The sequence below is a fragment of the Frateuria sp. GZRR33 genome, assembly GCF_051900425.1.
Lineage (GTDB): Bacteria > Pseudomonadota > Gammaproteobacteria > Xanthomonadales > Rhodanobacteraceae > Frateuria_A.
This window is the reverse complement of sequence record NZ_JBHZGK010000018.1, coordinates 20,369-35,361: the sequence shown is the minus strand read 5'-3', so window position 1 is coordinate 35,361 and position 14,993 is coordinate 20,369. Positions and strand designations below refer to the sequence as shown.

At 67.8% G+C, this 14,993-nt stretch carries 14 protein-coding genes; 12 read left to right on the top strand and 2 right to left on the bottom strand.

Annotation, left to right across the window (positions count from 1 at the left end; translation table 11 throughout):
* The coding region (locus ACFWZU_RS15890) for a transposase (RefSeq protein ID WP_439702045.1) at window positions 1-110 on the bottom strand (110 nt) is incomplete at its 3' end.
* A 189-nt stretch (window positions 111-299) separates the two neighbouring features.
* Window positions 300-1,232, bottom strand: a complete 933-nt coding sequence (locus ACFWZU_RS15885) for a carbohydrate kinase family protein (RefSeq protein ID WP_439702495.1) — start codon at window positions 1,230-1,232, stop codon at window positions 300-302.
* Window positions 1,233-1,474: 242 nt separating this feature from the next.
* Here ACFWZU_RS15885 and ACFWZU_RS15880 point away from each other — a divergent pair, with 242 nt between their 5' ends.
* The 12 genes from ACFWZU_RS15880 to ACFWZU_RS15825 all read left to right on the top strand — a co-directional run bounded on the left by ACFWZU_RS15880 (window position 1,475) and on the right by ACFWZU_RS15825 (window position 14,956).
* The gene (locus tag ACFWZU_RS15880) at window positions 1,475-2,521 is read left to right on the top strand and encodes a rod shape-determining protein (RefSeq protein WP_325166135.1); all 1,047 of its coding nucleotides are present in this window, start codon (window positions 1,475-1,477) and stop codon (window positions 2,519-2,521) included.
* Between the two features lie 208 nt (window positions 2,522-2,729).
* Window positions 2,730-3,665, top strand: a complete 936-nt coding sequence (gene mreC, locus ACFWZU_RS15875) for a rod shape-determining protein MreC (RefSeq protein WP_439702494.1) — start codon at window positions 2,730-2,732, stop codon at window positions 3,663-3,665.
* The gene (gene mreD / locus ACFWZU_RS15870; protein WP_439702493.1) at window positions 3,662-4,147 is read left to right on the top strand and encodes a rod shape-determining protein MreD; all 486 of its coding nucleotides are present in this window, start codon (window positions 3,662-3,664) and stop codon (window positions 4,145-4,147) included. Before mreC ends, mreD begins: the two co-directional genes overlap by 4 nt.
* A gap of 1 nt (window position 4,148) precedes the next feature.
* Window positions 4,149-6,095: a penicillin-binding protein 2 gene (gene mrdA / locus ACFWZU_RS15865; protein ID WP_439702492.1), complete on the top strand. Its 1,947-nt coding sequence runs from the start codon at window positions 4,149-4,151 to the stop codon at window positions 6,093-6,095.
* Window positions 6,092-7,207, top strand: a complete 1,116-nt coding sequence (gene rodA, locus ACFWZU_RS15860) for a rod shape-determining protein RodA (RefSeq protein WP_439702491.1) — start codon at window positions 6,092-6,094, stop codon at window positions 7,205-7,207. The genes mrdA and rodA overlap by 4 nt, the downstream gene beginning before the upstream one ends.
* 91 nt (window positions 7,208-7,298) lie before the next feature.
* Window positions 7,299-8,303, top strand: a complete 1,005-nt coding sequence (gene mltB / locus ACFWZU_RS15855) for a lytic murein transglycosylase B (protein ID WP_439702490.1) — start codon at window positions 7,299-7,301, stop codon at window positions 8,301-8,303.
* Complete coding sequence (locus tag ACFWZU_RS15850) at window positions 8,300-9,211, top strand: septal ring lytic transglycosylase RlpA family protein (RefSeq protein WP_439702489.1); 912 nt, start codon at window positions 8,300-8,302, stop codon at window positions 9,209-9,211. Before mltB ends, ACFWZU_RS15850 begins: the two co-directional genes overlap by 4 nt.
* Window positions 9,212-9,284: 73 nt before the next feature.
* Window positions 9,285-10,541, top strand: a complete 1,257-nt coding sequence (locus ACFWZU_RS15845) for a D-alanyl-D-alanine carboxypeptidase family protein (protein WP_439702488.1) — start codon at window positions 9,285-9,287, stop codon at window positions 10,539-10,541.
* Entirely contained in the window at window positions 10,541-10,831 is a 291-nt protein-coding gene (locus tag ACFWZU_RS15840; protein ID WP_439702487.1) for a YbeD family protein, read from the top strand. Before ACFWZU_RS15845 ends, ACFWZU_RS15840 begins: the two co-directional genes overlap by 1 nt.
* Before the next feature lie 199 nt (window positions 10,832-11,030).
* Window positions 11,031-11,708 carry a lipoyl(octanoyl) transferase LipB gene (gene lipB / locus ACFWZU_RS15835; RefSeq protein ID WP_439702486.1) on the top strand — a complete coding sequence of 226 codons (678 nt, stop codon included), beginning with the start codon at window positions 11,031-11,033 and terminating at the stop codon, window positions 11,706-11,708.
* Between the two features lie 10 nt (window positions 11,709-11,718).
* The gene (lipA, locus tag ACFWZU_RS15830; protein ID WP_439702485.1) at window positions 11,719-12,711 is read left to right on the top strand and encodes a lipoyl synthase; all 993 of its coding nucleotides are present in this window, start codon (window positions 11,719-11,721) and stop codon (window positions 12,709-12,711) included.
* A gap of 7 nt (window positions 12,712-12,718) precedes the next feature.
* A complete protein-coding gene (locus tag ACFWZU_RS15825) occupies window positions 12,719-14,956 on the top strand; it encodes a carboxy terminal-processing peptidase (RefSeq protein WP_439702484.1) in 2,238 nt (745 codons plus the stop codon).
* Window positions 14,957-14,993 lie beyond the last annotated feature (37 nt).

The following is a 14,993-nucleotide window of genomic DNA, read 5'->3' as shown; positions in this document are numbered from 1 at the left end:
GTCGGCACGCTGATACCGGCCTGGCGACAGATGTCCTTGATGGGCACCCCGGCGTCGGCCTGCTTGAGGATCGAGACGATCTGCGTCTCGGTGAACTTCGACTTCTTCATGGAACCTCCTGGCTCGGAACGATGCCAGAAAGTTCTACCTTCGAGATGTCTGCCTAGCGGGGGAGCTTACGCGCTCGTCACCGCGTGGTTGCAACCGCGCTGGCCGCCCTGGACAGCAGCGCTCCCTTGGTTGGTCCTGCTGGGCGTGGCGGTTTGCGGCGCGCGGCACACGCGGCGCGCCGATCGGCCCTAAAGCGCGTAGCCGAACTGCTCGCGGAAAGCCTCGGCGAACTCGTCGTAGGTGAAACGCTGGTTCTGCGTTCCGGGATGCTCGACCTTGAGCGCGCCCATCAGCGACGCCATGCGACCGATCGTTGGCCAGTCGTAGCCGCGCATGATGCCGAACATCAGGCCCGCCCGGTATGCGTCGCCGCAGCCGGTGGGATCGATCACCTGCCGCTCGCGGGCGGCAGGAATCTCGATCACCTGCCCGTCGGTGTGGATCAGCGAACCGCGCGGCCCCAGCGTCACGATGTAGGCCTGCGTGCGACTGGCGATCTCATCGGCCGACCAGCCGGTGCGCTGCTGCAGCAGTTGCGACTCGTAGTCGTTGACGATGACGTAGTTCGCCTTGCCGATCATCGAACGGAATTCGTCGCCGTTGAACAACGGCATCGCCTGGCCAGGATCGAAGATGAAAGGCACGCCGCGGGCGGCAAAATCGTCCGTGTGCTGCAACATCGCTTCGCGCCCGTCCGGCGCCACGATGCCGAACCGGGCGTCGGCCACGTCGCCCACGTGGTTGTGGTGCGAGCTAGACATCGCGCCCGGATGGAAGGCGGTGATCTGATTGTTGTCCAGGTCCGTGGTGATGAAGCACTGCGGGGTGAACTGGTCCTCGAACACGCGCACGCCTTCCAGGCGGATGCCGCACCGGATCATGTGTTCGCGGTAGGGGCCGAAGTCCTGCCCGACCGTCGCCATCGGCAGCGGATCGCCGCCGAGCAGCTTCAGGTTGTAGGCGATGTTGCCGGCACAGCCTCCGAACTCGCGGCGCATCTGCGGTACGAGGAAGGAGACGTTAAGGATGTGGACCTTGTCCGGCAGGATGTGGTTCTTGAACTGGTCCGGGAACACCATGATGGTGTCGTAGGCCAGCGAACCGCAGATGACGGCTGACATGTTCGAGCAAACCCCAGTGAGCGGCGCGGACGGGTAGTCGTCCGGCAAACCCTGCAATCGTAGCGCGACGCTTCGCCCAAGGCGACAGCCGGTTGCCGGGCGAAGCCGCGGCGGGAGTCATGAAATGCGCGCATCATCGCGTTCTACAAGGCTTTCTTAACGTCTTCGCGCTTGCGTGGGTAGTACCCGCTCACTAGACTGACGCGCTTACTTTTCCCTTTTCAGCCGGCGCGCCAGGCCTCATGTTCAAGAAGTTCCGCGGCATCTTTTCCAACGATATTTCCATCGACCTCGGCACCGCCAACACGCTGATCTACGTGCGTGGGCAGGGCATCATCCTGAACGAGCCGTCGGTGGTGGCGATCCGCCAGGATCGCGGCCCGGGTGGTCCGCGTGCGGTGGCCGCCGTCGGTGGCGACGCCAAGCGCATGCTCGGGCGCACGCCGGGCAACATTGCCACGGTGCGCCCGATGAAGGACGGCGTGATCGCCGACTTCACCATGACCGAGGCGATGCTGCAGCACTTCATCAAGCAGGTGCACAAGTCGCGCATGCTCCGTCCCAGCCCGCGCGTGCTGGTCTGCGTACCGTGCGGATCGACCCAGGTCGAACGCCGCGCCATCAAGGAATCGGCCGAGGGTGCCGGCGCCCGCGACGTGTTCCTGATCGAGGAGCCGATGGCTGCCGCGATCGGCGCCGGCATCCCCGTGCACGAGGCGCGCGGCGCGATGGTGCTGGACATCGGTGGCGGCACCTCCGAGGTGGCGGTGATCTCGCTCAACGGCATCGTCTACTCGCAGTCGGTGCGCGTGGGCGGGGACCGTTTCGACGAGGCGATCATCAACTACGTCCGCCGCAACCACGGCACCCTGATCGGCGAATCGACCGCCGAACGCATCAAGATCGAGATCGGCTGCGCGTTCCCGCAGAGTGAGGTCAAGGAGATCGAAATCTCCGGCCGCAATCTGGCCGAGGGCGTGCCGCGCATGTTCACGATCAACTCCAACGAAGTGCTCGAAGCGCTGCACGAACCGCTCTCGGGCATCGTGGCGGCGGTCAAGTCCGCGCTGGAGCAGACGCCGCCGGAACTGTGCTCGGACGTGGCCGAACGCGGCATCGTGCTGACCGGTGGCGGCGCCCTGCTGCGCGACCTCGACCGGCTGATCTCCGAAGAGACGGGCCTGCACGTCCAGGTCGCCGACGATCCGCTCACCTGCGTCGCCCGTGGCGGCGGCAAGGCGCTGGAACTGATCGACCAGCACGGCAGCGACTTCTTCGCGCCGGATTGAGGGCAAGGCATGGCTGCCGCGCCGCGGCGGCCGTGCTTGCGCAGGGGCATGCGAGCCGTGTTGCTGACATGGGACTGAGGCCGATCCGGCCACCCGTCCCGGGCCTCCTGTGCGATGGAGCACGGCCCATCCGTTGTGCCATGCCGGTGCGTTCTGCCACGCTTGATGGCGACTGTCTGCGTCGCCCCTTCCTTTTCGGATCCTCGTGATGGGCCAGGAATCCTCGCCCCTGTTCGCCGGTTCGACCGGCACGCTGCGGCTGATCGGCTACCTCGCGCTGGCGATGGTGTTGATGGTGCTCGACCACCGCAACGGCTGGATGTGGCGCATCCGCTACGGCGCTGCCGTGGCGGTGGAGCCGCTGTACCGGCTCGCCGGCCTGCCGGTCGAGGGCATGCGCACGCTCTCGGTGGCCTTCGCCGACCGCCAGCGGCTGACCGACCAGAACCAGCGCCTGCGCGAGGATCTGTTGCTGGCCAACGCCAAGCTCAATCGCATGGCCGCGGTGGCACAGCAGAACGAACACCTGAAGGAACTGCTCGACACCCAGCGCAGCCTGGAACTCAACGTGCAGCTTGCGCGCGTGGTCGGCGTCGACCTGGGCGCCTACCGTCATCGCCTGCTGCTCAATGTCGGCGCCCGCGACGGCGTCAAGCCCGGGCAACCAGTGATCGATGCGCGCGGGGTGATGGGCCAGGTCATCCAGACGCTGCCGACAACCTCGGTCGTGATGCTCATCACCGACCCGAACAACGCCCTGCCGGTGACCGTCGAACGCACTGGCCTGCGCACCATCGCCTACGGTTCCCGCGAGGGCGACCGGCTGGTGCTGCCGACCATCCCGATGGCGGCCGACGTGCGCGAAGGCGACCGACTGCTGACCTCCGGCCTGGGCGGTCGCTTCCCGCCCGGCTTCCCAGTTGGCGAGGTTACCCGCGTGGCGCCCGCGGCCACCGGCATGTTCCTGGAGGCGCAGGCGCAACCCAGCGCGGACATCAGCCGCAGCGAGGACGTGTTGCTGCTGCACGATCAGGCCGAGCCGGTGGGTCCGCCCGAGCCGGTGCCGCCGATGGGACCGCCGGCCGACCTCGCCCCCGCGGGCGATGCCACCAGGGCCGCGCCGCCGGCGAAGGGACAACCATGAACCGCCAGCGCCTGGCTCTGTGGTGGTTCATCGGCACGCTGGTGATCGCGTTGCTGTCGATGCTGGTGCCGCTGCCGGATGTTCTTGAACCGTTCAAGCCCTACTGGCCGGCGCTGGTGCTTTTGTACTGGTCGCTGGAGTCGGGCGAACGGGTGACGCTGGGACTGGCCTTCACGATGGGCCTGGCCGCCGACCTGCTCGACGGCGTGTTGCTGGGCGAGCAGGCCTTGCGCCTGACTGCGCTGGTATTCATCGCGCTGCGCTTCCGCTCGCGGCTGCGCTTCTTCCCGATGTGGCAGCAAACGCTGGCGGTGATGGCGCTGCTGGTCAACGACCGCATCCTGCTGACTATCGTGCGCGTGTTCGCCGGCGATGCGCTGCCGCCGGCCAGTTGGTGGATCTCGCCGTTCGTCGGCGCCGCCTTGTGGCCGTTCGTGTTCCTGCTGCTGGACGACCTGCGCATGCGCCTGCGCCTGCAATGAAATGAAGAAGCGGCGTGCCCTGAAGGACCCGCGCGGCGAGGCGGCGCTGTTCCAGCGGCGCTCGCTGGTCGGCTTCGCCCTGATCGTGCTGGGCCTGATTGCGCTGTCCGGACGCTTCTTCTACCTGCAGGTGATGCGCCACGACGAGTTCGTGACCCGGTCGGAGAACAACCGCGTCAAGCCGAAGGTGATCCCGCCGGCGCGCGGCCTGATCTACGACCGCAACGGCGTCCTGCTGGCGGACAACGTGCCGGCCTTCCGGCTCGAAGTGGTGCCCGAGCAGGTCCCCGACATGAGTGCGATGCTCGCGCAGATCGGCGCCGTGGTGCCGCTCGATCCCGACGACGTCGCCGACTTCCGCAAGCGCCTGAAACAGAGCAGGCGCTTCGAGAGCGTGCCGCTGAAAATGCACCTCTCCGAGGACGACATCGCCCGCTTCGCGATCAACCGCTGGCGTTTTCCCGGCGTGGACGTCGTGCCCTACCTCACCCGCCACTATCCCTACGGCGAGTTGTTCGCGCACGTGATCGGCTACGTCGGCCGCATCGACGCCGACGACCTCAAGCGGCTGGACCCTGACCGCTACCAGGGCACCAGCCATGTCGGCCGCAGCGGCATCGAGCGCTCCTACGAGAACATGCTGCACGGCACGCCCGGCTACGAACTGGTGGAGGTCAACGCGGACGGGCGTACCCAGCGCGTACTCGAGACCCATGCGCCGATCCCGGGCAAGAATCTCTACCTGTCCATCGACGTGCGCATCCAGAAGGCCACGATGGCCGCGTTCGACGGCCGCGCCGGCTCAGCGGTGGCGATCGACCCGCGTAACGGCCAGGTGCTGGCGATGGTCAGTGTGCCCAGCTTCGATCCGAACCTGTTCGTCAACGGCATCAGCAGCGCCGACTACAAGGCGCTGACCACCGCGCCGGACAAGCCGCTCTACAACCGCGCGCTGCGGGGCGTGTATCCGCCGGGATCCACCGTCAAGCCGTTCCTCGCGCTGGGCGGCCTGGCCTACGGCGTCCGCAAGCCGCAGGACACGGTGCTGTCGACCGGCGAGTTCTGCCTGCCCGGGTCCTCGCGCTGCTACCGCGACGACAAGCGCGGCGGCGACGGCGTGGTCGACATGGTCGAGGCGATCGAGAAATCCACCAACACCTACTTCTACAAGCTGGCGCTGGACCTGGGCATTGACCGGCTGAGCAACTGGATGGGCCGCTTCGGCTTCGGCAGGAAAACCGGCATCGACCTCGACGGTGAGGAAAACGGCATCCTGCCCTCGCGCGAGTGGAAAATGGAGCATTCGCGCCAGCCCTGGTACCCGGGCGAAACGATCATCGCCGGCATCGGCCAGGGTTACTGGGCGGTGACCCCGCTGCAGCTGGCGCACGCGGTGTCGATCCTGGCAGGGCAGGGCATCCCGCGCGCGCCCAAGCTGGTGATGGCCACCCAGGATGGCGTCGACGCGCCCAAGGTAGCGCTGCCCAATCCGCCGACCGGGCCCTCGCTCGTAAGCGACCCGGCTCACCTGGAGGTGATCAAGCAGGGCATGGAAGCGGTGGTGACCCGCGGTACCGGCGCCAGGCAGTTCATCGGCTTCCCGCTCGTGGTGGCGGGCAAGAGCGGCACGGCCGAGCGCTTCTCGCGCACCACGTCGGCCTACGACACCAACAAGAACACCGCCTACCTCGCCGCGCGCCACCGCGCCTGGTTCGAGGCCTTCGCGCCCGCGGACGATCCGAAGATCTCGGTGGTCGCCATGCTCGAGGCGGGCGCCTGGGGCGCCGAGGCGGCCGGCCCGATCGTGCGCACGGTGATGGAGTCCTGGCTCGCCACCCAGGGCGGCGCAGCGGCACCCCCGCAGTCCTCGCCGGCCGCACCCGTGCCGACGACGCCGTTGCCGCCGGAGGATGTGCCGGTGCCGGCCGAAGGAGGCACCGCGCGATGATCGGGATGCTCTACGCACGCATGCGCCGCTTCCTGCGCCGGATCCTGACCCGGCCACGGATCGATCTTCCGCTGGCGACCGGCCTGCTCGTGCTCGCCACGGTCGGCCTGATCACCCTGTACAGCGCTGGTGGCGGCGACCTGGGCCTGGTCGGCGGACAGGCGGCGCGCTTCGTGCTGGGTGCCGCGCTGTTGCTGCTGATCTCGCGCATCCCGCCCACCGTGTTGCGCAGCTGGACCCCGTGGCTCTACGCCGGCAGCACCGCCTTGCTGGTGGTGGTGGCGATCCTGGGCGAGGGCCGCGGCGCCGACCGCTGGCTGGATCTCGGTTTCATGCGCTTCCAGCCATCCGAACTGCTCAAGCTGACCATGCCGATGATGGCGGCCTGGTACCTGCACCCGCGCCAGTTGCCGCCGAGCTGGAAGGACATGGCGGTGGTCGGCCTGCTGATCGCCATTCCCGCCGGCCTGATCGCCAAGCAGCCGGACCTGGGTACCGCGCTGCTGGTGGCTGCCGCCGGCGCGTTCGCGCTGTTCCTTTCCGGAATGGCCTGGTGGCGCATCGGCCTGTTGCTGGGCATCGCCGCGGCGATGGTGCCGGTCGGCTGGCATTTCATGCACCAGTACCAGCGCGACCGCGTGCTGACCCTGCTCAACCCCGAGGCCGATCCGCTGGGCAACGGCTGGCACATCATCCAGTCGCAGATCGCGGTCGGCTCGGGCGGCATCTTCGGCAAGGGCTGGCTGCACGGCACGCAGTCGCGGCTGGACTTCCTGCCCGAGCACACCACCGACTTCATCTTCGCCGTGTTCTCCGAGGAATTCGGCCTGGTCGGCGTGGTCTGCCTGCTGGCGCTGTATGCCTTCATCATCGGCCGCTGCCTGTGGATCGCGATGGAGGCGCGCGACACCTATTCGCGCCTGCTCGCCGGCGCGATCGCGATGAGCTTCTTCGTCTACGTCTTCGTCAACGGCGGCATGATCGCCGGCATGCTGCCGGTGGTCGGCGTGCCGCTGCCGTTCGTCAGCTACGGCGGCACCTCGGCGGTCAGCCTGCTGAGCGGTTTCGGCGTGCTGATGTCGATCCACGCCAACCGCAAGATGCATGACTGAGCGGCGCCAGTCCGTCGCCCCGATGCCGCCCCGGATCGCGCGTGCACGCGTGTTAGGCTTGGGTGCGATGTCGATCCGCGCGGTGTTCCCCATGTCTTTCCTTCACTCGTGCCGCCTGCCCGGCGTGCTCGCCGCCCTCCTGCTGGCCGTCGCGCCGGTGCATGCCGAGAAAACGGTCCATCCCGGCCAGGCCGAACTGGTGCGCGAGGTGGCGCGCGACACCGGCAAGGACCCGGGCCAGCTGAATGCGTTGCTCAGCGCCGCGCAGATGCAGCAGTCGATCATCGATGCGATGAACCGCCCGGCCGAAGCGAAGCCGTGGAAGGACTACCGGCCGATCTTCATCACGCCCAAGCGGATCGACGAGGGCGTGGCGTTCTATCGCGAGCACCGCGAACTGACCGAGCGCATCGCCAACCAGTACGGCGTGGCGCCCGAGTACCTGGTCGCCATTCTCGGCGTGGAAACCTTCTACGGCCGCAACACCGGCAAGTACAAGGTGCTCGATGCGCTGGTCACGCTGGGCCTGTACTACCCGCCGCGCGCGAAGTTCTTCCGCGAGCAGCTGAAGGTGCTGCTGGAACTGCCGGCCGACCACCTGGCCGGCCCGCTGGACACGCTCACCGGCTCCTACGCCGGCGCGCAGGGCTGGGGTCAGTTCATGCCTTCCAGCATCCGCGACTTCGGCGTGGACGGCGACCATGACGGCCACATCGACATGCAGGGCTCGCTGCCGGACATCCTGGCCAGCGTCGCCAACTATTTCGCCGGGCACGGCTGGGAGCGCGGCGGCCCGGTGGCCGCGCGGGCGCAGCCGGATACCGCGCCGCGGCCGCTGGACGTGCCCGACGCGCAGCCGCGCTGGCCACTGGAGCAGCTGGAGGCCTGGGGCTACGCGCCGCTCGAAGCGTTCGATCCGGGCCGGATGACCAGCCTGCAGGCGCTCGAGGGCGGCAACGGCCTCGAATACTGGTTCACCTTCCAGAACTTCTACGTCATCACCCGCTACAACAAGAGCCCGCTGTACGCCCTGGCCGTGCACCAGCTCGCCCAGGGCATTGCCGCAGGCGTGCGCTCGGCGGACGCCGTGCCATGAGCTGGCGCGCGGGCGTCCTGGTGATACTCGCGCTGGCGCTGGCCGGGTGTGGCGGTTCGCATCCGCGCCCCTCGCGTGGCGGCAAGACGGTGGGGCCGCGGGCGGAGGGCAGCCGCGGTGGCTTCAGCGACGACATCAGCCGCCCGCAGTCCAGCCGCTACAGCCAGAGCAGCGACAGCGTCCCGCCGCCGATCGACGTCAGCCAGATTCCCGAGCCGGTGCCGAAAGTCGAGCCGCGCTCGCTGTATGGCAACAAATCGCCCTACACCGTGCTCGGCAAGACCTACCGCGTGCTTTCCAGCGCGCAAGGCTACGACGAACGCGGCATAGCCTCGTTCTACGGTGCCAAGTTCCACGGCTACAAGACATCGAGCCTGGAGAACTACGACATGTATGCCTTCAGCGCGGCACACAAGACGCTGCCGCTGCCGAGCTACGCCCGGGTGACCAACCTGGAGAACGGCAAGAGCGTGATCGTGCGCATCAACGACCGCGGGCCGTTCCATGAGAACCGGCTGATCGACCTGTCCTACGCCGCCGCCGTGAAGATCGGCATCTGGCCCAAGGGCACCGGCCTGGTCGAGGTACACGCGATCGACCCCACGCATCCGGACGAGGATGCACCGCCTGCGGAACTGACCGGCCAGCCGGCGGTCCCACCGGGTGGCGCCCATCCGGCGATCTGGCTGCAGGTGGGCGCCTTCTCGGACCTCGCCAACGCCGACCGCGTGGCCAACAGGCTCCGCTCGGCCAGGCTGGCGCCGGTGCAGGTGAGCGACGTGGAAGTCAACGGACGCAACATACGCCGCGTGCGCGTCGGCCCGCTGGACGACGTGGACCAGGCCGACCGGGTGACCGACCAGATCGAACAGCTCGGCCTCCCCCGACCGCAGGTCGCGGTAGACTGAGCGATGCACATTCGCGCTGGCGCGCGGGGCGCCGGCTACAGCCACACTTATTGAAATGGGATCGAAACCGACGATGAGCTTTTTCCGCCGTACCCTAGCCACCTTCGCCGCCGCCGCGCTGGTCGTCGGCGCCGCGTTCGCGCAGCAGACGCCGCCGAAGCCCTCGCCGGTGCCGCGCCCGACCGTGCCGGAGGCGCCGGTGCCGCCGCCGCCGGACGTCGACGGCAAGGCCTGGGTGCTGATGGACTACGCCACCGGGCAGATCCTCGCCAGCAAGAATCCTGACGAGCGCGTGGAGCCGGCCTCGATCACCAAGATCATGACCGACTACGTCGTCTCGGCCGAGCTTGCCAACGGCAAGATCAAGATGACCGATCCAGTCACCATCAGCGAGCACGCCTGGCGCGGTGGCGGTGCGGGCACCGATGGCTCGACCAGCTTCCTCAAGCTCAACAGCCAGGTCCCGCTGAAAGACCTGCTGTACGGCATGATCATCCAGTCAGGCAACGACGCGGCGATCGCGCTGGCCGAGCACACCGCCGGTTCCGAGGAGGCCTTCGCCAACCTCATGAATGCCTACGCCAAGCAGCTGGGCATGACCAACTCGCACTTCGAGAACGCGTCGGGCTACCCGATCGAGAATCACTACACCACCGCGCGCGACATTGCGATTCTCTCGCGCGCGCTGATCCACGACTTCCCCGAGGACTACGCGATCTCCGCGGTCAAGCAGTTCGAGTGGAACGGCATCAAGCAGGGCAACCGCAACACCCTGCTGTGGCGCGACCCGAGCGTGGACGGCATCAAGACCGGCCACACCGCCGCCGCCGGCTACTGCCTGGCCGCCTCGGCCAAGCAGGGCGACTCGCGCATGATCGCCATCGTGATGGGCGCCAGCTCCGAGAAGGCCCGCGCCGATTCGGCCATGGCGCTGCTCAACTACGGCTTCCGCTTCTACGAGACCCACAAGCTCTACGACGCCAACAAGCCGCTCGCCACGCCCAAGCTCTGGAAGGGCGAGGCCGACACGCTCCCGCTCGGTATCACCCAGCCGCTGGACGTGACGGTCAAGCGCGGGCAGTACGACCAGCTCAAGGCCACCATGGACATCCCCGCCACGCTGATCGCCCCGTTCAAGAAGGGCCAGCAGGTGGGCACGCTGCGCGTCACGCTGGATGGCAAGCCGCTGCAGTCGGCGCCGCTGGTCGCGCTCAATGATGCCCCCCAGGGCGGCTTCTTCAAGCGCCTTTGGGATTCCATCCTGCTGTGGTTCCACGGCGACAAGAAGGACGACGCTGCGGCCACGGCCCCTGCCGCGGACAAAAAGTGATGCAAGAGATCGACTTCAGCCAGGCGAAGAGGGAAGGTAAGGGCTTCCAGTTCCCCGGTGAGTTCGAGATCACCGCGATGGGCGACGCCAGCGCGGATCTGCCCAGGCGGGTGCCGCAGATCCTCGAGGCGCAAGGCCTGCACGTGCTGCACGAGACGGTCAGCCATCGCGCCTCGCGCGAGGGCAAGTTCGTCTCGGTGACGGTGAGCTTCCGCTGCGACAACCGCGAGCAGTACGACGGGGCGCACGCGGCGCTGCGCGCCGATCCGGCGATCCGCTACACGCTTTAGGCTTTTTGCTCCCTCTCCCCTCCGGGGAGAGGGCCGGGGTGAGGGGCCGCGCTTGCCTTGAACTTCAGCAACCGGCTTCCCCGCGAGCCCCGCCCCTCACCCAAACCCTCTCCCCGGAGGGGAGAGGGCTTCAACTCGCCGCCGCTTGCATTTCGCCCCGCGCGCCTCATCTGCTTCCCATTTCCCCGGTAGCGCCTGCATGCCCCCCGACTCCCGACCGCTTCTCATCCGCCGCCTCGGCCGCCAGCCTTACGAGCGCACCTGGAAGGCGATGAGCGCCTTCACCGACGCGCGCGGCCCGGACACCCCCGACGAGCTGTGGCTGCTCGAGCACGACCCGGTGTTCACCCTGGGCCAGGCCGGCAAGATGGAGCACGTGCTGGCACCGGGCGACATACCGCTGATCCCGGTCGACCGCGGCGGCCAGGTGACCTATCACGGTCCGGGCCAGATCGTCGGCTACCCGCTGATCGACCTGCGCCGGACCGGGGTGGGCGTGCGCGAACTGGTCCACCGCATCGAGCAGGCGCTGATCGATACGCTGGCGCACTGGTCGATCGACGCCGCGCGGGTGGAGGGTGCCCCCGGCGTCTACGTGGCCGGCGCCAAGGTGGCTGCCCTGGGCCTGCGCGTGCGTCGGGGCTGCAGTTTCCACGGGCTGGCCTTCAACGTGGCCATGGACCTGGAGCCGTTCGGCCGCATCAACCCTTGTGGCTACAAGGGTTTGGCCGTCACGCAAGTGCTAGACTTGGGCGGCCCGTCGCAGTTGGCGCAAGTCGAGGACGTGCTGGTGGACCAGTTCTGCCGCCAGTTCGGCTTCCACGCGGTGCCGGCCGCCCCCGTCCTCCCCGAACTCCCCGCGCGCGCCGCGGTCTAGGCAGTCGCAGATGAGCGAAATTTCCTCCAGGGTCATCCCGATCAGCGTGGTCGACGCGCCCGAGAAGCAGTTGGGCAACGACAAGATCGCCCGCAACCGCGCCGCGTTCGACACCAGCGTGCCGATCCTGCGCAAGCCCTCGTGGATCCGTGTGCGGCTGCCCCAGGGCAACGCCGTGCAGGAACTGAAGGCGCGCCTGCGCGAGAACGCGCTGGTGACGGTGTGCGAGGAAGCCTCCTGCCCGAACATCCACGAGTGCTTCTCCAAGGGCACCGCCACGTTCATGATCCTGGGCGAGGTGTGCACCCGTCGCTGCTCGTTCTGCGACGTGGCCCACGGCCGTCCGCAGCCGCCCGATCCGCTGGAGCCGGCACGCCTGGCGCAGACCATTGCCGACATGCGCCTGAAGTACGTGGTGATCACCTCGGTCGACCGCGACGACCTGCGCGATGGCGGCGCGGAGCATTTCGCCAGCTGCATCCGCGCCGTGCGCCATGCCAGCCCCAGCATCAAGATCGAGATCCTGACTCCCGACTTCCGCGGCAAGGGCCGCATGGAGCGCGCGCTGGAAGTGCTCCAGGCCTACCCGCCGGACGTCTTCAACCACAATCTCGAAACCGTCCCGCACCTGTACCGCGAGGTGCGCCCGGGCGCCGACTACCAGTGGTCGCTGGACCTGCTCAAGCGCTTCAAGGCGCAGCACCCGGACGTGCCGACCAAGTCCGGCATCATGCTGGGCCTGGGCGAGACCTTCGAGCAGGTCATCGAGACGCTGCGCGATCTACGCGCCCATGACGTGGACATGATCACCATCGGCCAGTACCTGCAGCCCACGCCGCACCATCACCCGGTCGTGCGCTACTGGACTCCCGACGAATTCGACGCGCTGCGCGAGGCAGGCGAGGCGATGGGCTTCCATCACGTCGCCTCCGGCCCGCTGGTGCGTTCCTCCTATCATGCCGACCTGCAGGCCCATGCAGCCGGCGTCACCGAACTCGCCTGAGATCCCCATGACCCTGCGTCCCACGCTCGCCCTGCTGCTTGCCCTGGTCCTGCCGGCCGCCCACGCCCAAGCGCAGGCGCCCGCCGTGCAGGGCGAAGAAGGCCACAAGGCTTCCACGCTGCCGCTGAAGTCCACGGACACCCAGGCCGATGCCGCGCAGCTGTCCGCGCGCTTCCTCACGCGCTTCCACTACGACGCCAAGCCGCTCGACGACGTCATGTCGGCCAAGATCTACAAGGCCTACTTCGACATGCTCGACGGCGAGAAGGTGTTCTTCACCCAGGCCGACATGGCGCGCTTCGAGCCGCTCAAGACCAAGTTCGACGACGCCATCTGGAACAAGGACCTGTCCGGCCCGTTCAGCGTGTTCAACCTGTACGTGCGCCGCGCGATCGACCGCATGAACTTCGCGCGCGACCTGCTCAAGCAGGGCTTCGACCTGACCAAGGAAGAGAACTACACCTACGACCGCGAACACGCCGCCTGGCCGGCCGACCAGAAGGCGCTCGACGACCTGTGGCGCAAGCGCACCAAGAACGACTGGCTGCGCCTGAAGCTCGCCGGCAAGAGCGACGAGGACATCCGCAAGACGCTGGACAAGCGCTACGCCGGCTATATCGACCGCGTGAAGCAGCTCGACGGCGAGGACGCGTTCCAGACCTTCATGAACGCTTACGCCGAAACCACCGACCCGCACACCGACTACCTCGGCCCGCGCGCGGCGGAGAACTTCGACATCGCCATGAAGCTTTCGCTCGAGGGCATCGGCGCGGTGCTGCAGGCGCGTGACGAGTACACCCAGATCCGCGAAGTGGTCCCGGGCGGCCCGGCCGACAAGTCAGGCAGGGTCCACGTGGGCGATCGCATCGTGGCGCTCGGCCAGGGCACCGACGGGCCGATGATCGACGTGATCGGCTGGCGCCTGGATGACGTGGTCGACAAGATCCGCGGCAAGAAGGACACCACCGTCCGGCTGGAAATCCTGCCGGCCGACGCCGGCCTGGACGGCAAGCACGAGCTGGTCACCCTGGTGCGCAAGAAGGTGAGCATCGAGGAGCAGGCGGCCAAGAAGAAGATCATCGAGGTCAAGGACGGCGACGTCACCCGCAAGATCGGCGTGATCGACCTGCCGACCTTCTATTCCGACTTCGGCGCGCGCCGCGAGGGCGACAAGGACTACAAGAGCGCCACTCGCGACGTCGCCAAGCTGCTCGGCGAGCTCAAGGCCGCCGGCGTGCAGGGCGTGGTCGTCGACCTGCGCAACAACGGTGGCGGTTCGCTGGCCGAAGCCAACGAACTGACCGGCCTGTTCATCGACCAGGGCCCGGTGGTGCAGGTGCGCGATGCGCGCGGCCAGGTGGAAGTGCAGGGCGACGATGAGGCCGGCCTGACCTGGAGCGGCCCGATGGCGGTGCTGGTCAACCGTGGTTCGGCCTCGGCCTCGGAGATCTTCTCCGCGGCGATCCAGGACTACGGCCGCGGCCTGATCATCGGCCAGCCGACCTTCGGCAAGGGCACCGTGCAGAACCTGGTCGACCTGGACCGCTTTGCCCAGGGCGACAGCGAGAAGCCGCAGTACGGCGAGCTGAAGATGACCATCGCCGAGTTCTTCCGCATCAACGGCGGTTCGACCCAGCTGAAGGGGGTCACGCCGGACATCCTGTTCCCGAAGAACGGTGACGAGAAGGACTTCGGCGAATCGACCTACGACAACGCGTTGCCGTGGACGCAGATCCAGAAGGCGCCCTACAGCCAGGTCGCGGACCTTACCGCCTACCTGCCGCAGCTGAAGGCCAAGCACGACACGCGCGTAGCCAAGTCGCCGGCCTGGCAGCTGATGCTCGACGAGCTGGCGCAGTACAAGAAGATGCGTGACCAGACCACGGTCTCGCTCAACCTTGCCGAGCGCCAGGCCGAGCGCAAGCGGCAGGATGCGATCCAGGCCGATTTCCGCGCCCGCCACAAGGCGATCGATGGCACCGACGGCAGCCTGGCCGGCGACGAATCCCCGCTGGACGACGGCCTCAACGCCAACGAGCGCAGCCTCAAGGCCGAGCTCAAGCAGGAGAAGGAAGCCAAGAACGCCAAGGATCCGGAGCTGCAGGAAACGGCGCACATCCTGTTCGACGCCATCGGCATGATCAAGGCCAATCCGAAGCTGGCCGCGGAAGTGCTGCCCTACGGCGGCAAGTTCTCCACTGCGGCGGTGACGCCTCGGGAGAAGCCCGCGGCGCAGCCCCGCTGAAGGATGAAAAAGCCCGGCCTGGCCGGGCTTTTTTTTG

Excerpts from the sequence above, each read along its gene's own strand:
- ACFWZU_RS15825 (WP_439702484.1), top strand. The coding sequence starts at position 12,719 with ATGACCCTGCGTCCCACGCTCGCCCTGCTGCTTGCCCTGGTCCTGCCG.
- ACFWZU_RS15885 (WP_439702495.1), bottom strand. The coding sequence starts at position 1,232 with ATGTCAGCCGTCATCTGCGGTTCGCTGGCCTACGACACCATCATGGTG.
- mrdA (WP_439702492.1), top strand. The coding sequence starts at position 4,149 with ATGAAGAAGCGGCGTGCCCTGAAGGACCCGCGCGGCGAGGCGGCGCTG.
- mreC (WP_439702494.1), top strand. The coding sequence starts at position 2,730 with ATGGGCCAGGAATCCTCGCCCCTGTTCGCCGGTTCGACCGGCACGCTG.
- mreD (WP_439702493.1), top strand. The coding sequence starts at position 3,662 with ATGAACCGCCAGCGCCTGGCTCTGTGGTGGTTCATCGGCACGCTGGTG.
- rodA (WP_439702491.1), top strand. The coding sequence starts at position 6,092 with ATGATCGGGATGCTCTACGCACGCATGCGCCGCTTCCTGCGCCGGATC.
- ACFWZU_RS15840 (WP_439702487.1), top strand. The coding sequence starts at position 10,541 with ATGCAAGAGATCGACTTCAGCCAGGCGAAGAGGGAAGGTAAGGGCTTC.
- lipB (WP_439702486.1), top strand. The coding sequence starts at position 11,031 with ATGCCCCCCGACTCCCGACCGCTTCTCATCCGCCGCCTCGGCCGCCAG.
- ACFWZU_RS15845 (WP_439702488.1), top strand. The coding sequence starts at position 9,285 with ATGAGCTTTTTCCGCCGTACCCTAGCCACCTTCGCCGCCGCCGCGCTG.
- lipA (WP_439702485.1), top strand. The coding sequence starts at position 11,719 with ATGAGCGAAATTTCCTCCAGGGTCATCCCGATCAGCGTGGTCGACGCG.
- mltB (WP_439702490.1), top strand. The coding sequence starts at position 7,299 with ATGTCTTTCCTTCACTCGTGCCGCCTGCCCGGCGTGCTCGCCGCCCTC.
- ACFWZU_RS15880 (WP_325166135.1), top strand. The coding sequence starts at position 1,475 with ATGTTCAAGAAGTTCCGCGGCATCTTTTCCAACGATATTTCCATCGAC.
- ACFWZU_RS15850 (WP_439702489.1), top strand. The coding sequence starts at position 8,300 with ATGAGCTGGCGCGCGGGCGTCCTGGTGATACTCGCGCTGGCGCTGGCC.